At 43.8% G+C, this 20609-nt stretch carries 10 protein-coding genes; all 10 read right to left on the bottom strand.

What is annotated here, in order from left to right; all coding sequences use genetic code 11:
* Positions 1–4 precede the first annotated feature (4 nt).
* Genes T494_RS0110175 through T494_RS0110130 form a run of 10 tightly spaced genes read right to left on the bottom strand, consistent with a single transcriptional unit; the run spans position 5 to position 20069 of the window.
* Positions 5–3967 (bottom strand): leucine-rich repeat domain-containing protein, encoded by a 3963-nt coding sequence (locus T494_RS0110175; RefSeq protein WP_028506209.1) that lies wholly within the window; start codon positions 3965–3967, stop codon positions 5–7.
* A 12-nt stretch (positions 3968–3979) separates the two neighbouring features.
* Positions 3980–6625 carry an AAA family ATPase gene (locus T494_RS13515; RefSeq protein ID WP_051540346.1) on the bottom strand — a complete coding sequence of 882 codons (2646 nt, stop codon included), beginning with the start codon at positions 6623–6625 and terminating at the stop codon, positions 3980–3982.
* Positions 6625–8745, bottom strand: coding sequence for a BREX system Lon protease-like protein BrxL (gene brxL, locus T494_RS0110165; RefSeq protein ID WP_051540344.1), 2121 nt, complete (start codon positions 8743–8745; stop codon positions 6625–6627). The genes T494_RS13515 and brxL overlap by 1 nt, the downstream gene beginning before the upstream one ends.
* An 18-nt stretch (positions 8746–8763) precedes the next feature.
* Complete coding sequence (pglZ, locus tag T494_RS0110160; RefSeq protein WP_028506207.1) at positions 8764–11349, bottom strand: BREX-1 system phosphatase PglZ type A; 2586 nt, start codon at positions 11347–11349, stop codon at positions 8764–8766.
* Positions 11350–11364: 15 nt separating this feature from the next.
* Positions 11365–12369 (bottom strand): hypothetical protein, encoded by a 1005-nt coding sequence (locus T494_RS14030; protein WP_028506206.1) that lies wholly within the window; start codon positions 12367–12369, stop codon positions 11365–11367.
* Positions 12350–12793: a hypothetical protein gene (locus T494_RS0110150; RefSeq protein ID WP_028506205.1), complete on the bottom strand. Its 444-nt coding sequence runs from the start codon at positions 12791–12793 to the stop codon at positions 12350–12352. The genes T494_RS14030 and T494_RS0110150 overlap by 20 nt, the downstream gene beginning before the upstream one ends.
* Positions 12794–12803: 10 nt before the next feature.
* A complete protein-coding gene (gene pglX, locus T494_RS0110145; RefSeq protein ID WP_028506204.1) occupies positions 12804–15368 on the bottom strand; it encodes a BREX-1 system adenine-specific DNA-methyltransferase PglX in 2565 nt (854 codons plus the stop codon).
* A 12-nt stretch (positions 15369–15380) separates the two neighbouring features.
* Complete coding sequence (gene brxC, locus T494_RS0110140; protein ID WP_028506203.1) at positions 15381–18881, bottom strand: BREX system P-loop protein BrxC; 3501 nt, start codon at positions 18879–18881, stop codon at positions 15381–15383.
* 16 nt (positions 18882–18897) lie between these two features.
* Complete coding sequence (locus T494_RS0110135) at positions 18898–19455, bottom strand: DUF1788 domain-containing protein (RefSeq protein WP_028506202.1); 558 nt, start codon at positions 19453–19455, stop codon at positions 18898–18900.
* 11 nt (positions 19456–19466) lie between these two features.
* On the bottom strand, positions 19467–20069 hold the full coding sequence (locus tag T494_RS0110130) for a DUF1819 family protein (RefSeq protein WP_028506201.1): 603 nt from the start codon (positions 20067–20069) through the stop codon (positions 19467–19469).
* Positions 20070–20609: the final 540 nt, after the last annotated feature.

Genomic DNA, 20609 nt, shown 5'->3' with positions numbered 1-20609 from the left:
CCTCCTAAAACTTCAGAGATGCTATCGTACTGTCTGCCTCGGCGATAAGGTCTTTGAGTTCTTTCAGCCTTTGCTGGAGCTGCGATTTCTGCGTGCCGAGTTCGGTAATAATCGGGTCGTACTTTGCTTTCTGATCCTGTTTCTCTGCAGCTATCGCACTGTCGAGCTGCGGCAGCTGTGCGTTCAGCTCGTCTATCTGCGCCTGCAGTGCCTTTTTCTGCTTGCCCTTGAAAAATCCAAGGTGACTCTTTTCATCTGTCAGCCTTGCGATCTCCGCCTCGGTATCCTTTTTCTTGACTGCCGACGGCACCTGTGCACTTTGCTGATCAAACGCCTCTCTCAGCTTGCTGTCGACCGCTCTGAGCTCCGCCTCAACTTCTTCTGCCTGCTGCTGAATCTTTGCCTTGTTTTCCTCAAGTTCCTTGATGACTGCACCGAGGTCAGCAAAGCAAGGCACGCTTTCGGGATCTATCTTGTGGGTGTACTTTTCAAGCTGTGCAGCCTGCTTTTTGATCTTGTCAAGCATCTTCTTTCTGCCGTTCTTACCGAGTTCCTCAAGCTCGGAAATGCTCGTATCTATCCGCTCCGGAATGTTTGCAGGCATTTCCTTTTTTGACAGCCACACTATCTTTTCTTTTGCAGCGTTCCAGATCTCCACGGGAGTCATTCGCCACTGGAACGGCTGAGTGTTGTCGAGGTAATAATAATCCTCTTTTTCGGGATTAGCAGCATAGCAAACATACAGGTTCACATCGCCCTGCTGTGCGGAGAACACATCGGATTTAAGGACTTTCTGTTTCTTATCAGTTCTTGCAACAACGCAAAGCCTTTCCTTTGCCCACTCAAATCTCATCAGGTCGACATAAGGGACATAATACTTTAAGCCTATGCCATCGAAGCGTTCACTCTTGTCAATATCTTTGAATTTTAATCTGAGATATGCTACATCTTCAGTGATCTTCTCTTTGAGCTTTGGCTTTTCTTTTTTTCTGAACCACTTCTGCGTGAGCTTGTATGCAAAATCGCACATTGATTCGTCATCTTCATAGCCCGTCCACTCGTAACGGGCAAGTGCATACATCACCGCACAAAGCTTGTCCTCAAACGACATACCGTAGATCAATTGTTCATATTTATCAAAGTTTTCATCAGCCTCTTTGCCCTTTATCCAGTCGATCATATCGTTGTATGAATTATCCGGTTTCGAGGATCCTAAGCAAGAAGTTATTGATGTCACATACCTGATGCTTTCACCATACGGACGGGTTCTGCACTTATTAAGTTCACCGAGCACCACATCATACACGGCATACATCAGTTCGCAGCTTTTTTCAAAATCGATCTTTGGTTCATAAGAGAACTCGAAACCAACGACATCTTCGCAGTAATGGTAGTACTCTCTTTCTTCTTCTGTCAGATACTTTTTAATATCATCCACTAATGTAAATTTGCCCTTGAAACCGACCTTGTGTGCATAATAAAACGCCTTGTGGTAGTTGGGAAGCTCAACAAGAATGTAATCCGTGTTCTCCGAAGGACAAAGCACGACCTTTGCACCATTGCGATTAAGATAATCTATGCATGAGGCATAATAGAATTCATCAATAAATACCGCAAACTCCTTGCCGTTAACATCAGCAAACGGATCGGTATATTCATAAAAACGCTTGATCTCCAGATCGTTGATTCTCGGCGGGAAAACAGGCGGTATGTACTCGGCAGAAGCAACCTGCGGCGCAGCTGCTTCGGCTTCCACCGGAGCCGGCTCGGCGGGCTTGACATCTGCCGGAGATGAGGGATTGGGCGAATCGGGATTAACCTCTGAAACAGGCTTAACGGCATCAGTAGCATGAACAGTATCCGCTGTCTTAACAAGCTCCGACTTTTTCGGTTCTGCCGATTCGGTAACCGGTACAGGTGTCACAGGTTTTGATGTGCTGACAATTTGCTGTTTTGTTTTTGCAGCAGTCTGATTATTCTCAGTTTCAGGGTTTCTCAATGCAAGTTTTCGTTTATGCTCATAAGCATCCGGATCATTGATATATGTAAGCCCTTTCAGCTCAAAGCATAATTCAAATGCAGTATCGTCAATCGAAATATCGTTATTTTCAACTATTACTCTTTCAAGCCTTCTACAATCTGAAAACGACCTGAATCCAAGACTAACAACACTTTCTGGGATAGTTATCTCGGATAGATTATAACAAGCTGCAAAGGCGCCATCACCGATAATGGTTACCCCATTTGGAATTATAATATGTTCCAATTCATCACATTTATAAAATGCACTTCTGCCAATTTCCTTTACACCTGCGGGGATAATGAGCTCTGTTTTTCCGGATTCACCGAAGTACCGTTCCAATACTCCATCTTTGATTATGAAATATGGATCATTGTCTGCTTCATCATAAGGTCTGTGTTCAAAATTATTCTTTATCGCATATTCCTCACCGGCAGAGTTTTCATAACAGTATATCGGTGCGTTTATCCATTCATTAATTACCTCATCGTCATCGGGGTCTAAATAGCAGAATGCTCTATCTCCGATTTTTGTCAGACTTTTAGGCAGAACGATAGTGTCCAATACAGGACAATTATAAAAAGCATTAGGTCCTATCTCTTCTATGCCTTCGCTCAGTAACAGCCTTTGCAAATACCTGCTGCTGTGAAAAGCGCCTTCTTCTATTGTTTTTACGCTTGAAGGAACAACTACTTTACGCAAACTATAGTTTTCACAAAAAGCATTCATGCCGACAGTAACTAACGAATTGGGAAGCTCAACAAGTACAATAGAACACTTTTCGAATGCACTCTCACCGATCGTTTCAAGGCCGTTGGCAAAAATAGTTTTTTTTAAGTTTTCACACTCAGAAAACGCCCGATCCCCTATTTTTGTAAGACTTGTCGGGAAAGTTACATCACGGATTATAGCACTTCCGGAAAAAGCATCAGCAGCGATCTCTTTAACTCCCTCAGGGATCTTCAGATGCCACCTATGCGCTTTTTTAGGAACTTTTTTGAGCACACCGCTTTTCGTAATGTATTGATCCAGCAGCGGTCTGGGTGTTGCGATGAATTCATCCGGGCTATGCACCAGTTTTGTTGGAGTATACTCATCCAATACACTATCAGGGAAAGCACATATTTCCATAACAGTTTCATTGCTTTTGAATACTACATCATCGTATTCAAAAACGCATTTTTCAAATGCATAACTTTGAATTCTTTCCACACTCTTGGGGATAATAATGGACTTAAGAGAAATACATTTTTTAAATGCATAATGGCCTATGGTTTTTAAGCCATCAGAGAACACGATAGACTTAAGAGAACTACATCCGTCAAATGCTCCTATATCGATAGTTTTTACACTTTCAGGGATATTAACTTCTTCGAGTTTCTTGCAAAATGCAAATGAATAGCTGCTGATAGCCTCAAGTTTTGCATCTATTCTGACTGTTCTCAGTTTAGTACAATCGGCAAATGCATTTTCAGAAATGCTTTCAACGCTTTTGGGAATTGCGATCTGCTCAAACGAACAATGCAGAAACGCTTCTTTTCCTATAGTCTTCAAAGTGCTTGGCAAAACTACCTTGTTTAGTTTGAACGCACATGAACATGCGTAGTCACCTATCTCAACCACGCCCTCCGGAATTACAAGTTCAGATCTTCCCTGCGGCATGAATAACAAAACCGTGCCGTCCTTGTTATACAGGACGCCATCTCTGCTGGAGTAGTTGGGATTATTCTTCGAGACATTAATATCAAGCAGATCACTGCATTTTATAAATCCCCAAACCGTGATTTTTTTGATCTTTGCTCCCAATTTTACAGAGGTTATCCCTTCAATACCCTTAAATGCATCTTTTCCTATGCCTTTAATAGTTTCAGGCACAACAACATCCTGAGTATCGTCTTCTTTGATATACTTTGCTAGCAATCCGGTTTTCGAAATCTCAAATCCCATTTCCCTACCTCCTTAAAACCCGATCTTCTTGGTTTGGTTCTTGGAAAGATCTATCTTTTCGTCGGTGATATAGTCCTGCACATCGCTGAGGATAATGTCATTTCCGCCCTCGTCCTCGGTGCGCAGGTTCTGGTTCATTATAACCTGATCGAGTATATTTCTGACTGTTCGTGCGTTTGCAAAGTTGTCCTGCTTTCTGAAATGATCTGTCAGGTCAAGTACCAGCTTCAGTGCATCCTCCCTGATGACATAGCCCTTGCTTTCAAGCATCCTCACGGCTATCTCACCAAGCTCTTCACGGGTATAGTCCTCAAAATCCAGCGTGAACTGAATGCGTGATGCAAGTCCCGGGTTGGTACTTATCATCTCCGTCATTTCGTCTTTGTAGCCTGCCATGATAACGCAGAACTTTCCCCGCTTGTCTTCCATCTCTTTCAGCAGAACAGATATTGCCTCGTCGCCGTACTCTGCACTCTTGCTGTCATTAGTCAGTGCATACGCCTCGTCAATAAACAGCACACCGCCCATAGCATCGTTGATCTTTTCAAGCGTCTTTGGTGCAGTAGAACCTACATACTTGCCGATAAGACCGTGTGCGTCGGTCTCTGTCAGTTTTGCTTCGGGCAGAACACCTGCATCGTACAAAAGCCGTGAAAGTATCCTGGCAACTTCTGTCTTGCCCGTTCCGGGGTTTCCGTAAAAGCACATGTGCATATTGAAATCTGCGCTGTCCTTGTTACGCTTTCCATAAGCCTTTATCTTTTTCACCATACGCTTGACAGCGTCAAGCCCGACAAGAGCATCAAGTTCCTCATCAGCTGTGAGAATACGCCTGTTGACCTTATCGTTCGTCAGCGGCAAATTAATGCCAGAATCCTTTATGTACTTGTTGACATCAACTATCTCAACAATGCGCTCCTCCGAACCAATACAGCGCAGGCTGTTGTTCATAACGACCTGGTCGATTATATTTCTGATCTCTCTTGCGTTTGCAAAGTTGGGATCCTTTCGCCTGACATCAGTTATATCAAGCACCTTGTCCATAGCAGGATCACTGATGGAATATTTTCTGTTTCTGAACATCATCTTTGCTATCCTGCCAAGCTCCTCACGGGAGTAGTTAGGGAAATCAAGCTCGAACTGAATGCGGGAACGAAAACCCGGATTGGTTTTTATCATCTCGTTGAGCTTGTTCTTATAGCCTGCAAGGATAACGCAGAATTTGCCTCTGAAATCCTCCATCGCCTTTATAAGCGTGGCAACAGCCTCGTGACCGTAATCCTGTCCATTATCATCAGGCACAAGCGAATACGCCTCATCAATGAACAGCACACCGCCCATTGCAGCGGCTATGACCTCAAGAGTTTTCTGCGGCGTTTCGCCCATATATCTGCCAACAAGTCCGCTGCGGTCTGTTTCTATCACCTTGTCCGTCGGCAGCAAACCATTTTCGTGCAGTATTCCAGCAATAATGCGGGCGACCTCCGTCTTGCCAGTTCCCGGATTTCCGTAAAAGCACATATGCAGGTTGAAATTCTCATCATTTTTATTTGCGAGCGCATATGCCTTTATCTTCTGAATGTTGTTCTTTATTACATCAAGCCCGATAAGCTCGTTGAGTTTTCGCTCTGCCCTGCCTACAAACAGCTTGCCCTTGTAAAGCTTCATATACATTTTAGGATCCATTTCAAGCATCTCGTTGTAGATATCAAAGAGCTTATCCTCAGATTCTTCTTTTAAGAAATCCTCACTGTCTGCAACCTCTCTTGCATCTGCAAATATGCTGTTCAAGCACTCGCTGATACGCTGCTCACACTCATCCTGCCCAAGCCATTTTTCACCGTTGAAAATATACTTCTTACTTGACCGCAGTATATCCGAGCTGATGATAACATTGACAGCACTCATTACCGCACCGAGCATTTCACCGATCTCTGCAGTGCCATCATCAAATATATCCACCATATACCTTTTTTCAAGTACTCGTTCAAGTTCCTGCCTGCATTTGGAATAAAGCTCGTCCCACTGCGGATCCTTGCCGAGTTTCATTATCTTCTTTGAGGCAAACGACTTCTCACCAAAGAGATTGTTCTGCTTGATGAACCTCCACAGCTTTGCTATCACCTGTTTTTGCAGCTCAAAAAGCTCATCGGCTTTTCTTACACGTTCGTCAAAAGGCGTCACTACATAGTGCATAACGACTTTCGGCAGCTCAATATCCTTTACTTCGTAACTCTTTCCAAGCACATCAAAAAAGGCATCAAGAGTAAGCTTGTTTTCGATCATATGATCCTCTGCTTTGTCAAGATCGGCAACAAAACTGTTTTCATAGCTTTTGTGTACATACTCGTTCAGCTGGTCACATGACCTGTTAAGACGGTCAATGAATACCTCTGTCTTTTCTGCATCGTGAACAAACCTGCTTATTTCGCTGTAGCTTGGGAAACGTGTCAATGCCTCTTTGAGACCACGGAATTCCAGCTCATTCATTTTAATCGGATCGGTAGAGTACGAATAAATATATCTTCTTATCTCCGAAATGATGAGATCTTTTCTGTCATACGGAGTCTTATACATTGTGAATCCGCAGATACTGCAGCTGCAGGGCGTATCGCTCTGCTTTTCTTCACCGCAGGCTATGCACTTGTAAACGTCCATCAATAATCAACTCCGAGTGCTTTTTTAGCCGCATCCAGCGGCGACGTATAAAAGACGACCTTTATCTCGTTTTTTATTCTTTCTGGCAGAGTGTCATACTTATCCCTGAAATCGTCAGGCATAAAGATCCTCTTTGCACCTGCATTTGCACAGGCAACAAATATCTCGCTGATATCACTTGTAAGCGGCATCATGCTGCCCGACATTACCACCTTGCCGCAGATTATAGTTGAAGGCATAACAGGACGGTTAGCGAGTGCCGAAAACAGCCCAACGACCTCTGCAACTGACAGCTCATCACTTGAACCCTTTCCCTGAAGGTCATTGAAGAAAAGGCTGTAATCGTAATCAGCGAATCTGTTTCTGACCAGATTAGCATAAGTTTCACCGCAATAATTGAATGCAGCAATAATGCTTTCCCTGACTGCTTTCGGAGATTTTCCCAAGCCCTCAACATTCTTGAAGCTGAGCTTTCCGCTTCCGCTGTCAAGCAGCTTGTTTTCAAGCCTGTATATGCCGACCTTATCCTCGACAGACTTTCCGACAGCATATACATAACCGGGCTTTTCAAAGCCTTCCGGAATAAGCGTGCCGTCTGCTTCTTCGGGAAGATAAACTATATGTTCTTCATTAGTTTCCAGGTCAATGTATCCCAGTCCTACATCACTGAACTCGGTAGGCTCCATTTTACGAAGCTGCTCTTTCACTCTGCGTCGGCATTCGATCGAATACTCAAGCAGTTCTTTCATCTCGTCCTTGGTCATAACTTCATCAGGGTACAATAGCTTTGCAAGCCCTGAGAATGTCCTTCTGACAGCCGTTTCATCACGGGTATTGAAGTTGCGGTTAAGCTCAAAATACTCGCCGAAGCTGTTGGTGAAATCATACTTTCTCATAGCATGACAATACTCTGAAAAGCAGTCTGAAATAAGCCCGAAGTGCTGAGTGAACAGGCTTGAACGCAGCTTCGGTGTCTCCCAGCCCGGAAGATATGCGTGTATCCTGTCAAAGAATGCCGAGTCATTATTGAACGAATCCGGGAACGGTTCAAACAGATTCGTTGTGCGCAGCATTTCACCGACTGTTCTAAAAGTATTGCCCTCAAATGCGATAGATGCATCGCTGCCTATCGATTCAGAACCTCTTGCAAACGAACCGTTAGCCATGTAGTTTTTCATCGTCTGAACAAAATCAACGGGAGCTTTTTTCATTCCGCCGACCTCATCAAAAGCAACGCAGTCCCAGTTACCTACCAGACCGACTCTGCGTGCAGACAGATTGTAAAACATATTTGAAACAGTCGTCTGTCCGCTGCTCATCAGGATCGAGAACGGCGAAAGCTCGCTGTAAACATGGCTTTTGCCTGTACCCCTCGGTCCAAGTTCAACGAGGTTATAATTCTTCTGAATAAACGGCACAAATCTGAGCATATAATGCAGCTTCTGCTTTTCATCAAGCTCATCAGGCTCGTATCCTGCGGAGCGCAGCATAAGAGATATCCATTCGTCTTTTGTAAACTCGCTTCTTGCATTTATTATCTCATCAAGATCAAGATTTGCCATCTGTATCGGTCTTAGCGACTCAATGCTGAATGGTGATCCGTACTTTGACTTCTTTTTTCTGCCCCTTTTCTGTTTTTGCTTGTCGCCGTCAAAGATATCGAAGGTTTCTTCTTCCTGCTGCATATCAGGATCCTTATACTCGATCTTTACTATGCACCAGATACCGCCGATAAGCAGCTTTTCGTTATGTGAAACAAGGTCAGACTGCACCTCAAACGGTGATATATCAAGGTTTGTAAACTCAGCAATGTACTTGCATTCATCCTCATCAAAACGCACAGTTATCTTGTCAATGACCGTGTAGCGGCCTTTTTCCTTGATCTTGTATTTCACATACTCACTCTGATCGGGCTTGACATAGTTCTCGGAAAGAATTTTCTTTATCTTTTCGATGCCGTTATTTATGATCTCCTCATCATCTGTCGAGCAGTACATTCCAAGAAGATATTCAAGCACATACGTTGGCACATTCGCACCACGCTTCATCAGCGCAGTGAGATCCTTTCTTACTATCTTCCCCGGAAAAGTATCTATGACCTTTCTGTCAAGAGCATCCATGGTTATTCCTCCAAACAATTAAAAATCAAAGTCATCAGCAAAAGCTATGTTGATCTTGTAGTCTTCCTTAGCAAGCACTTCCTTGCTATCCTTATCAGCTATGTTAAGATAATATACCTCGCTGTCGCTGAACTGCTCACCTTTCATAGCAAAGTTCACTTTGAAAACTCTGTCCTGAGCATTCTGTGAAACCTTATCAGCTGTAATAGTATGCACATCACTAATGATATTTCCGTTTTTATCGGTGAAGTACACTTCAAATGATGCAGCGATCGTCTTGCCCTCAACAGGCTCTACCTGATAGAATCTGATAAATACAGACGATGTGGTTATCCTTCTGCTTTCCGCAAGCAGCTGGAGCTGGACTTTCTTTATGTCCACAAAATTCTTTGAATCCGCGCGGTAGTTCTTGAACTCAATAACAGGAACAACTATTTCCTGCAGACTCATTCCGCCGTGCACATAGTTCACACCACCGCCCTGCATTTTGATCCTTATCGACTCCTGAGGTGCAAAGCCCTTGTAATCAGTGCCATATCTGTTTAAAGAAACATCAAGCATATACTCTGCATTTGAATCCGCCGAAGTTACAGCATATCGTCTGTCGAGTTCTTTTATCTCACCCGTAATATGCTGCTTATCAAGTTTTTCGCTCTCCTCAAGCGGACTTCTTGAGTACAAAAATCCGTGATCTGCGGTGATGATTATGTTTGAACCGCTGAGTGTTCCGCAGATCATTTTGACTGCTGACTTGATCTCCTCCATTGCTGTCTCGCAAGCCTCAAACACCTGATTTTCGGTAGCAGCCTCTTCACCCATTGCATCTATGCTGTTGTGGTAGATATAAACTACATCAGCACCGTTGACAAGAGCACGTCTGTCCTCTTTTTTCATAGCCATAAGGTCTGTGTACTTCACAGCAGCGTTTTTAGCGTTACTTTTTTTGAGAATCTTATCACGATTTGAAGTGCCTGAGGTGCTTGATCCGTCACAGGTGACCTTCATATCGTCTGTTAACTCAAGATCGCTATGCGGAAGCAGTGCAGCCATTCCATATTTGGTCGCAGAAGGGAAAACAGACTGCATGGAAGAAAGCTTAGCATTACCGTTAGTTTCAGCGGTAAGTCTCTTTTCAAGCTCCTTTGCTGCTTCGTATCTGAATGCATCAGAGATTATAACATAGACTCTTGATCCTCCCGAAACTATCGGCTGGACCTTGCGCTTATAGAATTCACATTGCTGCTCGATACCCACAAGACACATATCTTCTCTCACATCATCAGCGATAAGTGCAGACCATTTTGAACCGAGCTTGCAAAGATATTCATTCTTGTAAATATTCTCTACCCTTTCAGCAGCTGTCTTGAAAATATCGTCAAGATAGTCGATCGGGTGCTTTACCGAGCGTTCAAATGCAAGGCAGAACTTTCTGTAATATGTATCTATATAACAGAGCTTGTCAGTATACAGCGACCACAATTCGCTATACTGCGATACGTGTAGCTGTGCCATGCTTTCACGCAGACACTCTATCATCTGTGCAGCGCAGCTGATACCATCATATACATCACGATACTTATCTATCCAGCCGCATAGCTTTCGGCTCTCACATACGCTGATAAGCTCATCTGTGCGGATGCTGTCATTTATCAGACCTGAGTACATCTTTTCAAGCAAAAGCTCATCAAAGCAAGGCAGACAGCTGGCACGCTGCAGAGTTTCGTATTCCAGTGTTCTGAACTTTTCATTAAGCTGCAAACGCTCATTGACTTGTGCGATTATTTCGTACAATACATCACTGTCACCCGAGTGCTGCCAATCGCTGATAAGAGAATAGCAATTATCACATTTTGAGCTCTGCTCGGAAATATACTTTTCCAAGCCGTCCACCATATCGTCGCCAAGCTCTGATGCTGCCGCTGAAATGATAACATGCGCCGCAAGCTCATTCAGATCGATCGCTTCACTTGCAAAGCCAACGGAGTTTATCAGCATCTGGCGGAAAGCATCATCATTACCGAACTTAGTTATGTTTTCAAGCATATAGCTGTCATCACACCGCAGTGAAGCAATCATCAGCGACTTGATGATTCCTCGGCTGCTGTTATCTTTAACGCCGAGAAGTACGGCAATAATATCACAGTTCAGCTGACCGACAGATGTATACTTTGTGCCGAAAGCCTTCAGCTTACCCACTCTGTCCTGGCTTGCCAGAAACTTTGAATAGCCCTTTAAAGCCTTACGGAAATTATGCTCGTCGGGGATGCCAATATCCTGCATAAACATAGATATCCTGTCGGCACTGAACGATTCGCTGTAAAGCTCGATATCGTGCAGCCAGTTGTCCTGGGCTCTGCCGTGTTCGGTGGGATCATAGACGAGGTAATCGCACTGAGCATCATCGTGCTCCAGCAGCTTTTTTGCAGTGAAATTATTGCTGCCCGTGAGCTTTAGCAGCTTAACACCGTCAGGAACAAGCTCATCAATAACGTCCTCGAACTCTTTTTCGGGATCGAACCAGAACACAATGCGGCGCTTGTAGAACTCCAGCAGCGGTGCGCTGAAACGCTCGGTAAGATTTTGCTTTATATTTTCAATGGTCATTTGAACCAGCCCTTTTTACTTGATTTTCTCCAGAATGTCTGAAAGCTTTTCGTAGTTATTCTTTACGCCGTCATCAAGGTCAAGCGGTATCATCGAATCCGCAAGGTGCTTGACCTTTGGCTCGTAAGCAGCGATCTCATCGGATTGTGTACGCAGTTTTTCCAGCTGCTTTTTGATGCGTGCCTGCTGTGCACCCGATGCCGATACGAGCTGAGACTCCAGCATTTCTATCTGCGTGTGGTAACGCTCCTGAAGCTCGTGAACATAGTTTGTTCTGACCGTTGCAACGGTGTCGGGGCGGTAGCGGTGAATATACATCAGCGCCTTGAAGCCGTGTTTTTTGCCCGAGCTGAAAAGCCAGTAGATCGGACGTTTCTGATAGATCCTGCAGTGGTCTGGGTAAAAATCGTTCAGAAAATAACTGCGTATCTTTTCCCTTGCGCCGTCGCCCTTTGTGCCGAGAGCGTCAGCGACAAAATTGAGGTTTTCCTCAAGGGTGTCCTCGCCGTAAACGACCTTAACGAACTCGACAAAGCGGGTGGTTGCATCGTCACGGAAATACTCGTCATCGCAGATCGGGATAACATTGTCGCTGTCGGGCGGGAAAATACACTTTTCCCAGGCACCGTCAATGAATATCTCATCGTAGACTTTTTTCTTGACATTCAGCGCCCTGCCCGCCTCGGAGAGCGCCTCCTCCTGCTGATTTTTAGACTCCTCGCTTTCACGGAACGCATCGCCCCACTCGCCGCCTGCGAACACCAGCCCTTTGCGCTGAACGCTGTACCGCCCGAACATACAGCCCACAGCGTAGCTGACAAGACTTTTGATCTCACGGGTGAGGTCTGCACGGCGCACGGTCACGTCCTTGTCCTCCACCTCGGGTGTCAGCTCGCCGCCCAAGCCGTAAATGTCGATAAAAATGCGGTTGAGTTCTTCCTCGTTCGCCTTTAGCTTCTGGAAACGGGCTTCGCATTCCTGTTCCCATACTTTGTATTTGTCACTTATCAGTTTTCCCATTTTCCTTCACTTCCTCAAGTTTCAATGCGTGAACACTATACTGAAATAGTTTTCCGTTATAGATTTTATAATCTTTTTCTTTCATAGAATAACCTGTTGATAGGATTCTTTCTTTCATCTGCGAAATAAAATTACTAATCTCTCCTATGCTCTTATGACTCTCATCATCTAAATTGGTAAAACTATCTCTAATCGGTTCGTTTTCAATTGTCCTTATCAAGTTTTCATAATCATTATTTTTATATGCAAAAAACAGTTCGTTCCTTATACTAAGAATATATCTATGATACACCTGTTTGTCAGCGTTGAAATTACGCTCATGCTCAATTTTCTTTGTTTTTTTATCATACGCAATTGTAACTATTCCACTTGAAACAATACCACTTAATAAACCAATTAATATATTACATATCACATCACACATTTTTCTTACCTCACACCAACGGGTGCCTTTCAAAATCCCAGCTTGTTTCAAAGCTGTCCCAGTCAATTTTACATAAGTTAATACTTTCTTTAACCATTTTCTCAATATGGTTCTTTTCGTCCAGAGATTCAGGGAAAATCACTGGAATATTTGCAATATCACCACATTGATAGTTTATTGTTGGCGCAATTATTTCAAGAACTTTCATAACAAAGTTGCTATTACAAAGCGCAAGTAAATAAAGAAGGTTATTTTTCGAGAAACAACTCATTCCTGCAACATCAAAAATAAAACCTTTTTCTTTATACCTAAATGCTGCAACACTTGAAGAAATCAAAGACCAACTAAAACATTCCTTAAAATAATAATTAGTATTTTTTACAACAAAGTCTGGCGTTTTGAGATATGTGTACTTTCGTAAAACATTCTTCTTTATCTCTTCACCATCATCTTGATAATTAACAATGTAATCATTGTTGCCATACCATTTTCTGTATTCTCCCCCTTTATTATAGGGAAACCACTTTGCCATAGTCTTAGCAGCTGATTCAATGTCATCAACGTTAAACATTATATCTTTGTATGATATTTCAAACCATAACCTAAGAAATCTTTTATTATCTGTTGTTGCAAGTCCTTGTTTTGAGTCAGCAATTTCTCCAAGTAGAGTGCCGTGTTCAAACGCCCTAACAAAATTCTCACTCACCCAATAAGCCACCGGCATACCCGGAATCTTGGAGAAGTTTTCCTGCTTCACATGGAACTTATGCTTTCCTTGAATTAACCATTGAGCTTTATCATTATTGCTCTCCTGCAAACCCTGTTTCTCAAAAAGCCTATCATATCTTCCAAGATAGCTATGTATATAATTATTGCAAAATACAAAAGAAACTGACTGAACAACTTTACTATTCAAATCCTCAAATGTGCCAATGCCTAAGTGCGCCATATCAATTATTGATTTGTGATTTAACAACATTTTCCGCAGTCCTTCATAGCTCGACAGGAACATCCAAGCGTGCTGTGTTATCATCGCATATAATCCGTCAGCCTTTGCGAACTTTCCGCACTTTTCAATAAAGCACGCAAACAGGTCGCTCTTGCTGTCGGGATACTTGTCTTTGACAAACGCTGACAGCGTGCTGTTCATTCCAGAGCCGCCCATATACGGCGGATTGGTGCACACCACATCGTACCGCTGCGAAAGTATCTTGTAAAGCTGCATCATTCGCTCAAGCTGCTGTGCGTTGAACCCGATCACCCCGTGAAACTCGTCGATCGCCTCGTCAAGTCCCTGTATTTCCTGCACGTCTATCAGCGAGCCGTAGGTGTCGCAGTTCTCAAACTGCCCTGCAAGCTGCGCTATCTCCCCCGTCAGCATATCTGTGCTGAATCTGCCGATGTCCTGAAAATTCGCAAGATTCGGCGTGCAGGCACCCTCTGCCGACAGACTCAGCAGCCTGCGGTTGTACTGCCTTGCTTTCATCATCAGCGAGAAATACGCCAGCTGATACGCACGGCGGTCAATGTCCAGCCCGTACAGGTTCTTTGTGATTATACTAACCGCTGCATCACGCTCGCTCCAGCCCTGCTGCGTGTAAATGCTCATCAGCAGGTCAAACGCATACACGAGGATATGCCCCGACCCCATACACGGGTCAAGGAACTTGATCTGCTCGGGCTTTATCTGCGCATACTCCGCCCGCAGCTTTTCAAGCTCTGCCTTTACAGATTCCTCCTGCTGTGCTTCTTCAAGATAGTATTTCCAGTCGGCAGAATCAATCTTGCCGTGACCCTCTGCCCACAGCCGACCGAGGGAGTTTTCCACCATATACCGAACTATCCAGTCGGGAGTGAAAAGCTGTGTTGCCGCTGGTATGTCGTCCTTACTGATCTTGATATTCTTTTTCAGATTTGCAAAAACCTTGTCCTTGGGCTCGCTGTTGTAATACTGATACAGCCACCCGATGATCTGCACCTGATCCTGCCAATCCTGCTGCGGAATATCCTTTACCATTCGTGCAATTACGCTGTCCTCACGCAGCAGATTTCTCGGGAACAAAAGCTCCGTCCAGCCGCCTATCTGCTCAAAAAGCTCGGGCAGCCCCTTATTCAGAGCATTGCACTGCGCTATCAGCAGATACTTGTAAAGCGTTTCGTTATCCTGTGCATCTATCAGATCAACTATGTACGACTTATCAAGCCCTTCGATCTCAACATCGAGAGCCTGCGAAAGTATTTCCGGTTTGAACTCATCGCTTTCGTTCGAGAAAACCTTTATCCTCGTTGGCAGGTAGCCATTGACCTCCATGTAACGCAGAGCTGTGAACCTGTTGAACCAGGTGTACGCAGCCTCCTCCATCACATTGTCAAAGCCCTTTTCGTTTATCCTTGCGATGAGCTGTGAACGCTGGCTTTTCTCGGTCGGTGTAAGCGGTCTGCCGCTGACCTGATCAAGCGCAGCAGTGTTCTCGCCGTCCTTTGTGATCTCGTACTCGTAAGCTCTCTGCGTAACCGCCGAGATAAGACTTACTCTTGCCCCTATGGCGAAATTTTTTATCGCTGTTTTATTCATCGTTCGCTCCTGTTACATTATCTGAAGTATTTCGTGTTCACCGAGCTTTTCCATAAGCCTCTGCTTTACCTCTGACAGATACTCGTCAATATCCGCCTCTGATCTCAGTTTAGCACTGTGACAAACAGCACTTCTGCTCGTTGTAACTATATCAACTTTTCCATCAGGCGGTGTCATTATCTGCTGGATATACTTCTGTCTTATCGCATTGATACGTGTCTTCATCGCATCAAGTCTTGTAATTGAATCAGCATTTCTGACATCGCTGAGCTTCATATCCAGCTCATCATCAGCACGCTTGATAATATCCTGCTGCTTTATCTCGTCAGCTGCCTGGTGAACATCACCCCGTGCCGAAATAATATCACTGCTCAGCTCATCTTTTTTCAGAGCTAAGATCGCATTATATTTATCCTCAAGCGTTTTGCAAAGCTCCGGCAATTCGCTTATGCGGTTGTATGGACGTGGGCTTTCAAGTATCTCTCTGATCCTGCCAAGTGTTTTTACTGCCTCGCTGTCTGCTTCAAGATAGTCTTTTTCATTTTCAAGCCGAGCTGCCTGAGCTGCTGCCTTTTTGAAAACCTCCTTTTGTATTTTGAAGAATGAATCAACATCTGCCATATCGTCCGCCTGGTCAAACATCTCGTCCTGCGAATCAACTATAGCATTTAAAAGAGCTACGTTATCCTTTCTCTGTGCAAGCAGCTTGTTATGCAGATCAATACCTTTTTGCACCGTATCCTTTCCCGGATATCTGTGCTGTCCGTACTCATTGGAAAGCATATCCGTAAGGCGCTGCTTATCTTTTGTGAAACTGTCAACAATGTATTCTATCAGTTTGTCCTCGTCCTCAGGTATCGTCATGGTATTGACATTATAATACTCCTTGAGAACATCTCTTGCGTCCTTGATGAGCTTAGGTGATATGCTCACACGCATACTGATAACTGTTTTATCAATTGCATTTTTCTTGCGCAGGTAATCGGGCATTTTTCTGTCAGCCGCAAGTACCGCTTCACCGCTGTAGCTTACGGTAAGCTTTCTCTGTGCGACCAGTTCAGCAACAACGCCTGCTATATCTATCTCTCTCCAGCCATACGGTATGCCTGAAAATCTCCTGTGTATATCCATCATATTAGCTGGGATACTCTTGTGATTCTGAAGGTCAACATACTGCAAGACCTCGTCGCACGCCTCACTGTTAGGTGAACCGATGCCATCAAAGCTGGTCTGCCCGTCAGCACCTGCAAGAATCTTTAGTATATCCGAGTCATCATCATAGTTTTTTCTGACATAGCTCAGCTTTGTATAAACACTCTCAACAAGCGCCTCAAGGCTTCTCCTGATCTTTTCATGTATATCGCTTGTCTTTATATTCAGCTTTTCACCCGCAACATAAACATCTGCATCTGCAATAGCTTTCTTGGTAAGCTCTTTTGCGTGCTGCTTATACATATGCGCCTGATCACGCTTTGATCTGATGATAGTCTGGATAGCCTCAGGCATCTGCGAAACATTCTTTTCTTTTAAGTATTTCTCGATCTTCAGTGCCTCTTCAAGCTCATTGTGATACCTGTTATCATCAGGCAAAGCAATAAGTGCCGCATTGTGTGAGCCTGAGTACAATCTGTACGCAGGATCATCATCTTCGTTAAAGCTGCAATTGGCAGAGGTTACAAAATACAGCTGAATTGCGCCGTTGGGCTGACCGACAGGAACATCATCAACTACTCTGTCAAACGGGAAATCGTTCTTGCCGTAACGAAGCTTTCTCTCATCGAACAGCTCCTGGAAAAGAATATCGCTCATTCCCTTGGTCAGATCCATTACTCCGATCATCGTCTTTTTGATATCTCTTTCTATATCCTGCTCATCATTGGTCAGGAACGTGTAAGTGTCACCGCTTCTTGAAACATAGTTCTGCCATACAAGCCTGTCAAGAGAATTCTGTATCTTTTTCCTCATTTCGATCTTGTCAGCTCTTATGTCATCTATCATTAGCGTGGTGATATTATCAACATTGGCCCTTACATCGTTTACATATCTTATCAGGTACAAAAGCTTGAGAACACTGACATCATACTGTTCCACACCGTCATTACCATCCGCAGCAGTCTGACATCTGTCGATAACACGGCGGATAGTACCCTCAAGGAATGTGTGAACAGTATCGTAAAATCTCCAGAAAGGCACAAGGGCATTCTCGTCCTTGTCACCGATTGCCTGAGCAGCCTCCTGGAAGCCTGAAAGCATCGAACGCTCTCCGCCTGAAAGATGCTTGCCCGAATTGCCGTGCTGCCTTATCTGAACAAGAACATTCTGCATGAGCTTGAACTGATATGGCACAAATGGGTATGTCTCTACAAACTCTCCCTCACCTGCATAGCCCTTCATATCGAGCACCGCAGCATTTTTATCGAACGTATAGAGATTCCTAAGGACCATTTCGTTTTTAGCATAGCTCATTTTGAGCATATCCTCGCCCTGCTCGTTCTTTGCAAGTATTCTTCTCTTTATGACCTCATCAACAGAAGACGAAGAAAGACTAAGCCTGGTATTGAATCTGCCCTGGATCTTTGAAAAATCGTTTCCGCTTATCTTTGTAATGCTGTCAATAGCCTCCTGGCTGGTCACCATTACCCACACTCTGCCTGCGCAGCGTGTTCCGATCTCTTCAACGATGGTCTGGAGATTGAGCATAAGATTACTGTCCGAGCCTATGTACTGACCGATCTCATCGACCATGAACATAAGCCTGAAATCCTTGCCTTGTGAATCAATATAATCCTTGATATCTCTTACAAGGCTCTCGATGCTTATCTCGGCATCCTCTGTTCCGTTGAACCAGTTGCGTGCAGCTGTTTCGCTCATTCCGATACCGCCTGTCAGAGCTTCAACAATATCGTCCTCTATAAGCCCGAATGCTGTTCTTGCATCTTCCCAGCTGTCACCATTGATCTGTTCAAAGCTGTTCTTGAAAGCATCTGATTTTCCTGACTTCGCAAGGAACTGCTCAAACTTAGCGACCTTCAGATCATCGCCGTAATATCCGAGATGCTCATAGAACACCTTTGCAAAAGTCCTTACGATAACCGTCTTGTCCTTGTTTATCGGTGCTTTGTTGTCTATATTGAAAAGAATAGTCTTCGTAGGTACCTTTGCGCAGCTTTCTATCTGTGCAAACATCATCGGATCATCAAACTTATCCGAAAAGTAATCCACAGCTCTTTTACCCGCAACAACAGGGTTTGACAGCAGATAAGAAAGCATCTTCAGGAAGTGAGATTTACCGCTTCCAAAAAAGCCCGAGATCCAAACGCCTATCTTATCCGTCGGCTCGTGGATCGAGTTCTCATAGTTCTCAAAAAAAGTCGCAAAATGACTTCTCAGCTCTCTGGTAATAACATACTCGCTAAGCTCCTGCTTTATTGATGCCTCATCATCCTGTGCAACCTTGATAACTCCGTTGATATTTCTGTTTATGTCCGCCTTGTATATATTCTGCAATTGCATTTTCATTGCCCCCGTTTCAGATCAGGTTGAACGCCCTGTAATAGTTGTCATCGGTGAATTTTGAAAACAGCTTCAGGCTCTGTCCGTCATAGCTGCCCGGATAAAGCATTATTACCGGAATATCCGAGAACATATGCTGAATGTTGTTGAGCACAGTATGTGATCTCATGAACGGATACACCTTACCCACGCCGGTTATAAGGAGTATATCGCCCTGCTCGTGCGGCTCATACTGCATTTTCTTAACATACAGCTCGACCGGAACAGCCTTGTGGATATTAGTCAGCAGATAATCCTTGCCTCGTTTTTCTTCTGTTTTCTCGATATTCTTTGTAAGATGCTTTTCATCGCATATCTGCAGAAAGATCTCAAACAGATCACACTCAACAAATCTGAACGGCTTGCCTGCTGACTGACTGAGCTCTTCAAAAAAGCTCCTTACTGTTATCTCATCCTTGGGATCATACTGAAAAATATGAATCCCAACCTCATTTGCAACGCCTTTATTGGTGAGGAATTTCTCATCTGAAATAAGCTCCTCGACCTTTGCGAGTCTGTCTTTTATATCGCTCATATCATTACCTCTCATCTGATACTGTTAAATGCTGCAAGCACAATGCTGTCACCGTTTGCAACAATGCCGTCCTCAAGCTCGGGATAAAGGTAGATCTGTTCCAATCTTTCAGATTTTATATCTCTGAGGAACCCGCACTCAACGAGCATTTTCTTAAGTACCTGCTTGATTTTTTTCTCTGTAGATTCGCTCCACTGCGAACACTTCGGGACACGTTCCATAAGCTCGCTTATAAATGCGTTGATATCCCTTTGAGTAAAGTTAAGATCCTGTGCTTTGTATTTATCACCGATCGTATAAACAAAAAAATCCCATACGATCGCATTTTCCCTCATAACAGCATATAGATTTATCTGCCTTGCAAGGCTGCCCGAACCATGCGCAAGATGATAAACAAGATGTTTATTGTCAAGCGCCTTCAGCCTCCTCAGACACGATAGAGCCTTGGACCGAAGCATCTTCTCTGTCGGGTACTGAAACAGGTTGTCTGCCTGTATCATGTCCACTATTTCTTTATCTTCCAAGCCCTGATCCATGAGCCTTGCAGTTATCCTTGTTTCCTCAAAAAGAAACTGCTCACGAGTCAATCCGCCGCTGTAATTATCATTGTTCATTTATCCTTACCCCCGAAAAAATTATCGGCAAAAACGAAAAGCACGCTCTTTAGGCATGGCTGCCCAAAGAGCGTGCTTTTTTCCATATTGAAAAAAAGACGCAGTTATCCTGTCTGTCTGTCGAATTGTACCGTTTCTCATAATTTTTGCCAACTCATTTCTTGTTAAAAATAAATAAATTTATTGCCAAAATCCTTGTTAATTATATCATAAAAGTATATAAATGTCAATATCACACACAAATTGCTGGCTATTTCTGTAAAAGCCTTAACAAAGAGCCAAAGTTTCAATAAAATACTGCATAAAATTCACTTTCAGTAGTGGCATTATATAAACAGTCCGTTCTCCTGCTATCTAATTCTTTTACATCATACATATTATATCACACAATTATTATTTTGTGGGGAGTTTTTTTGTACAGTTATCTATTGACACATCTTGCGCTGAATGATAGAATAAAGCCGTGACCTGACGGCACTCATGATACATAAACCTTCAACCTGAAACCGAAGGGGGTATTCATGAGGATCCAATACTACC

The organism is Ruminococcus sp. FC2018 (assembly GCF_000621805.1).
Lineage (GTDB): Bacteria > Bacillota > Clostridia > Oscillospirales > Ruminococcaceae > Hominimerdicola.
Note: the sequence above shows the minus strand (reverse complement) of the source record. Positions and strands in the feature narration are given on the sequence as shown.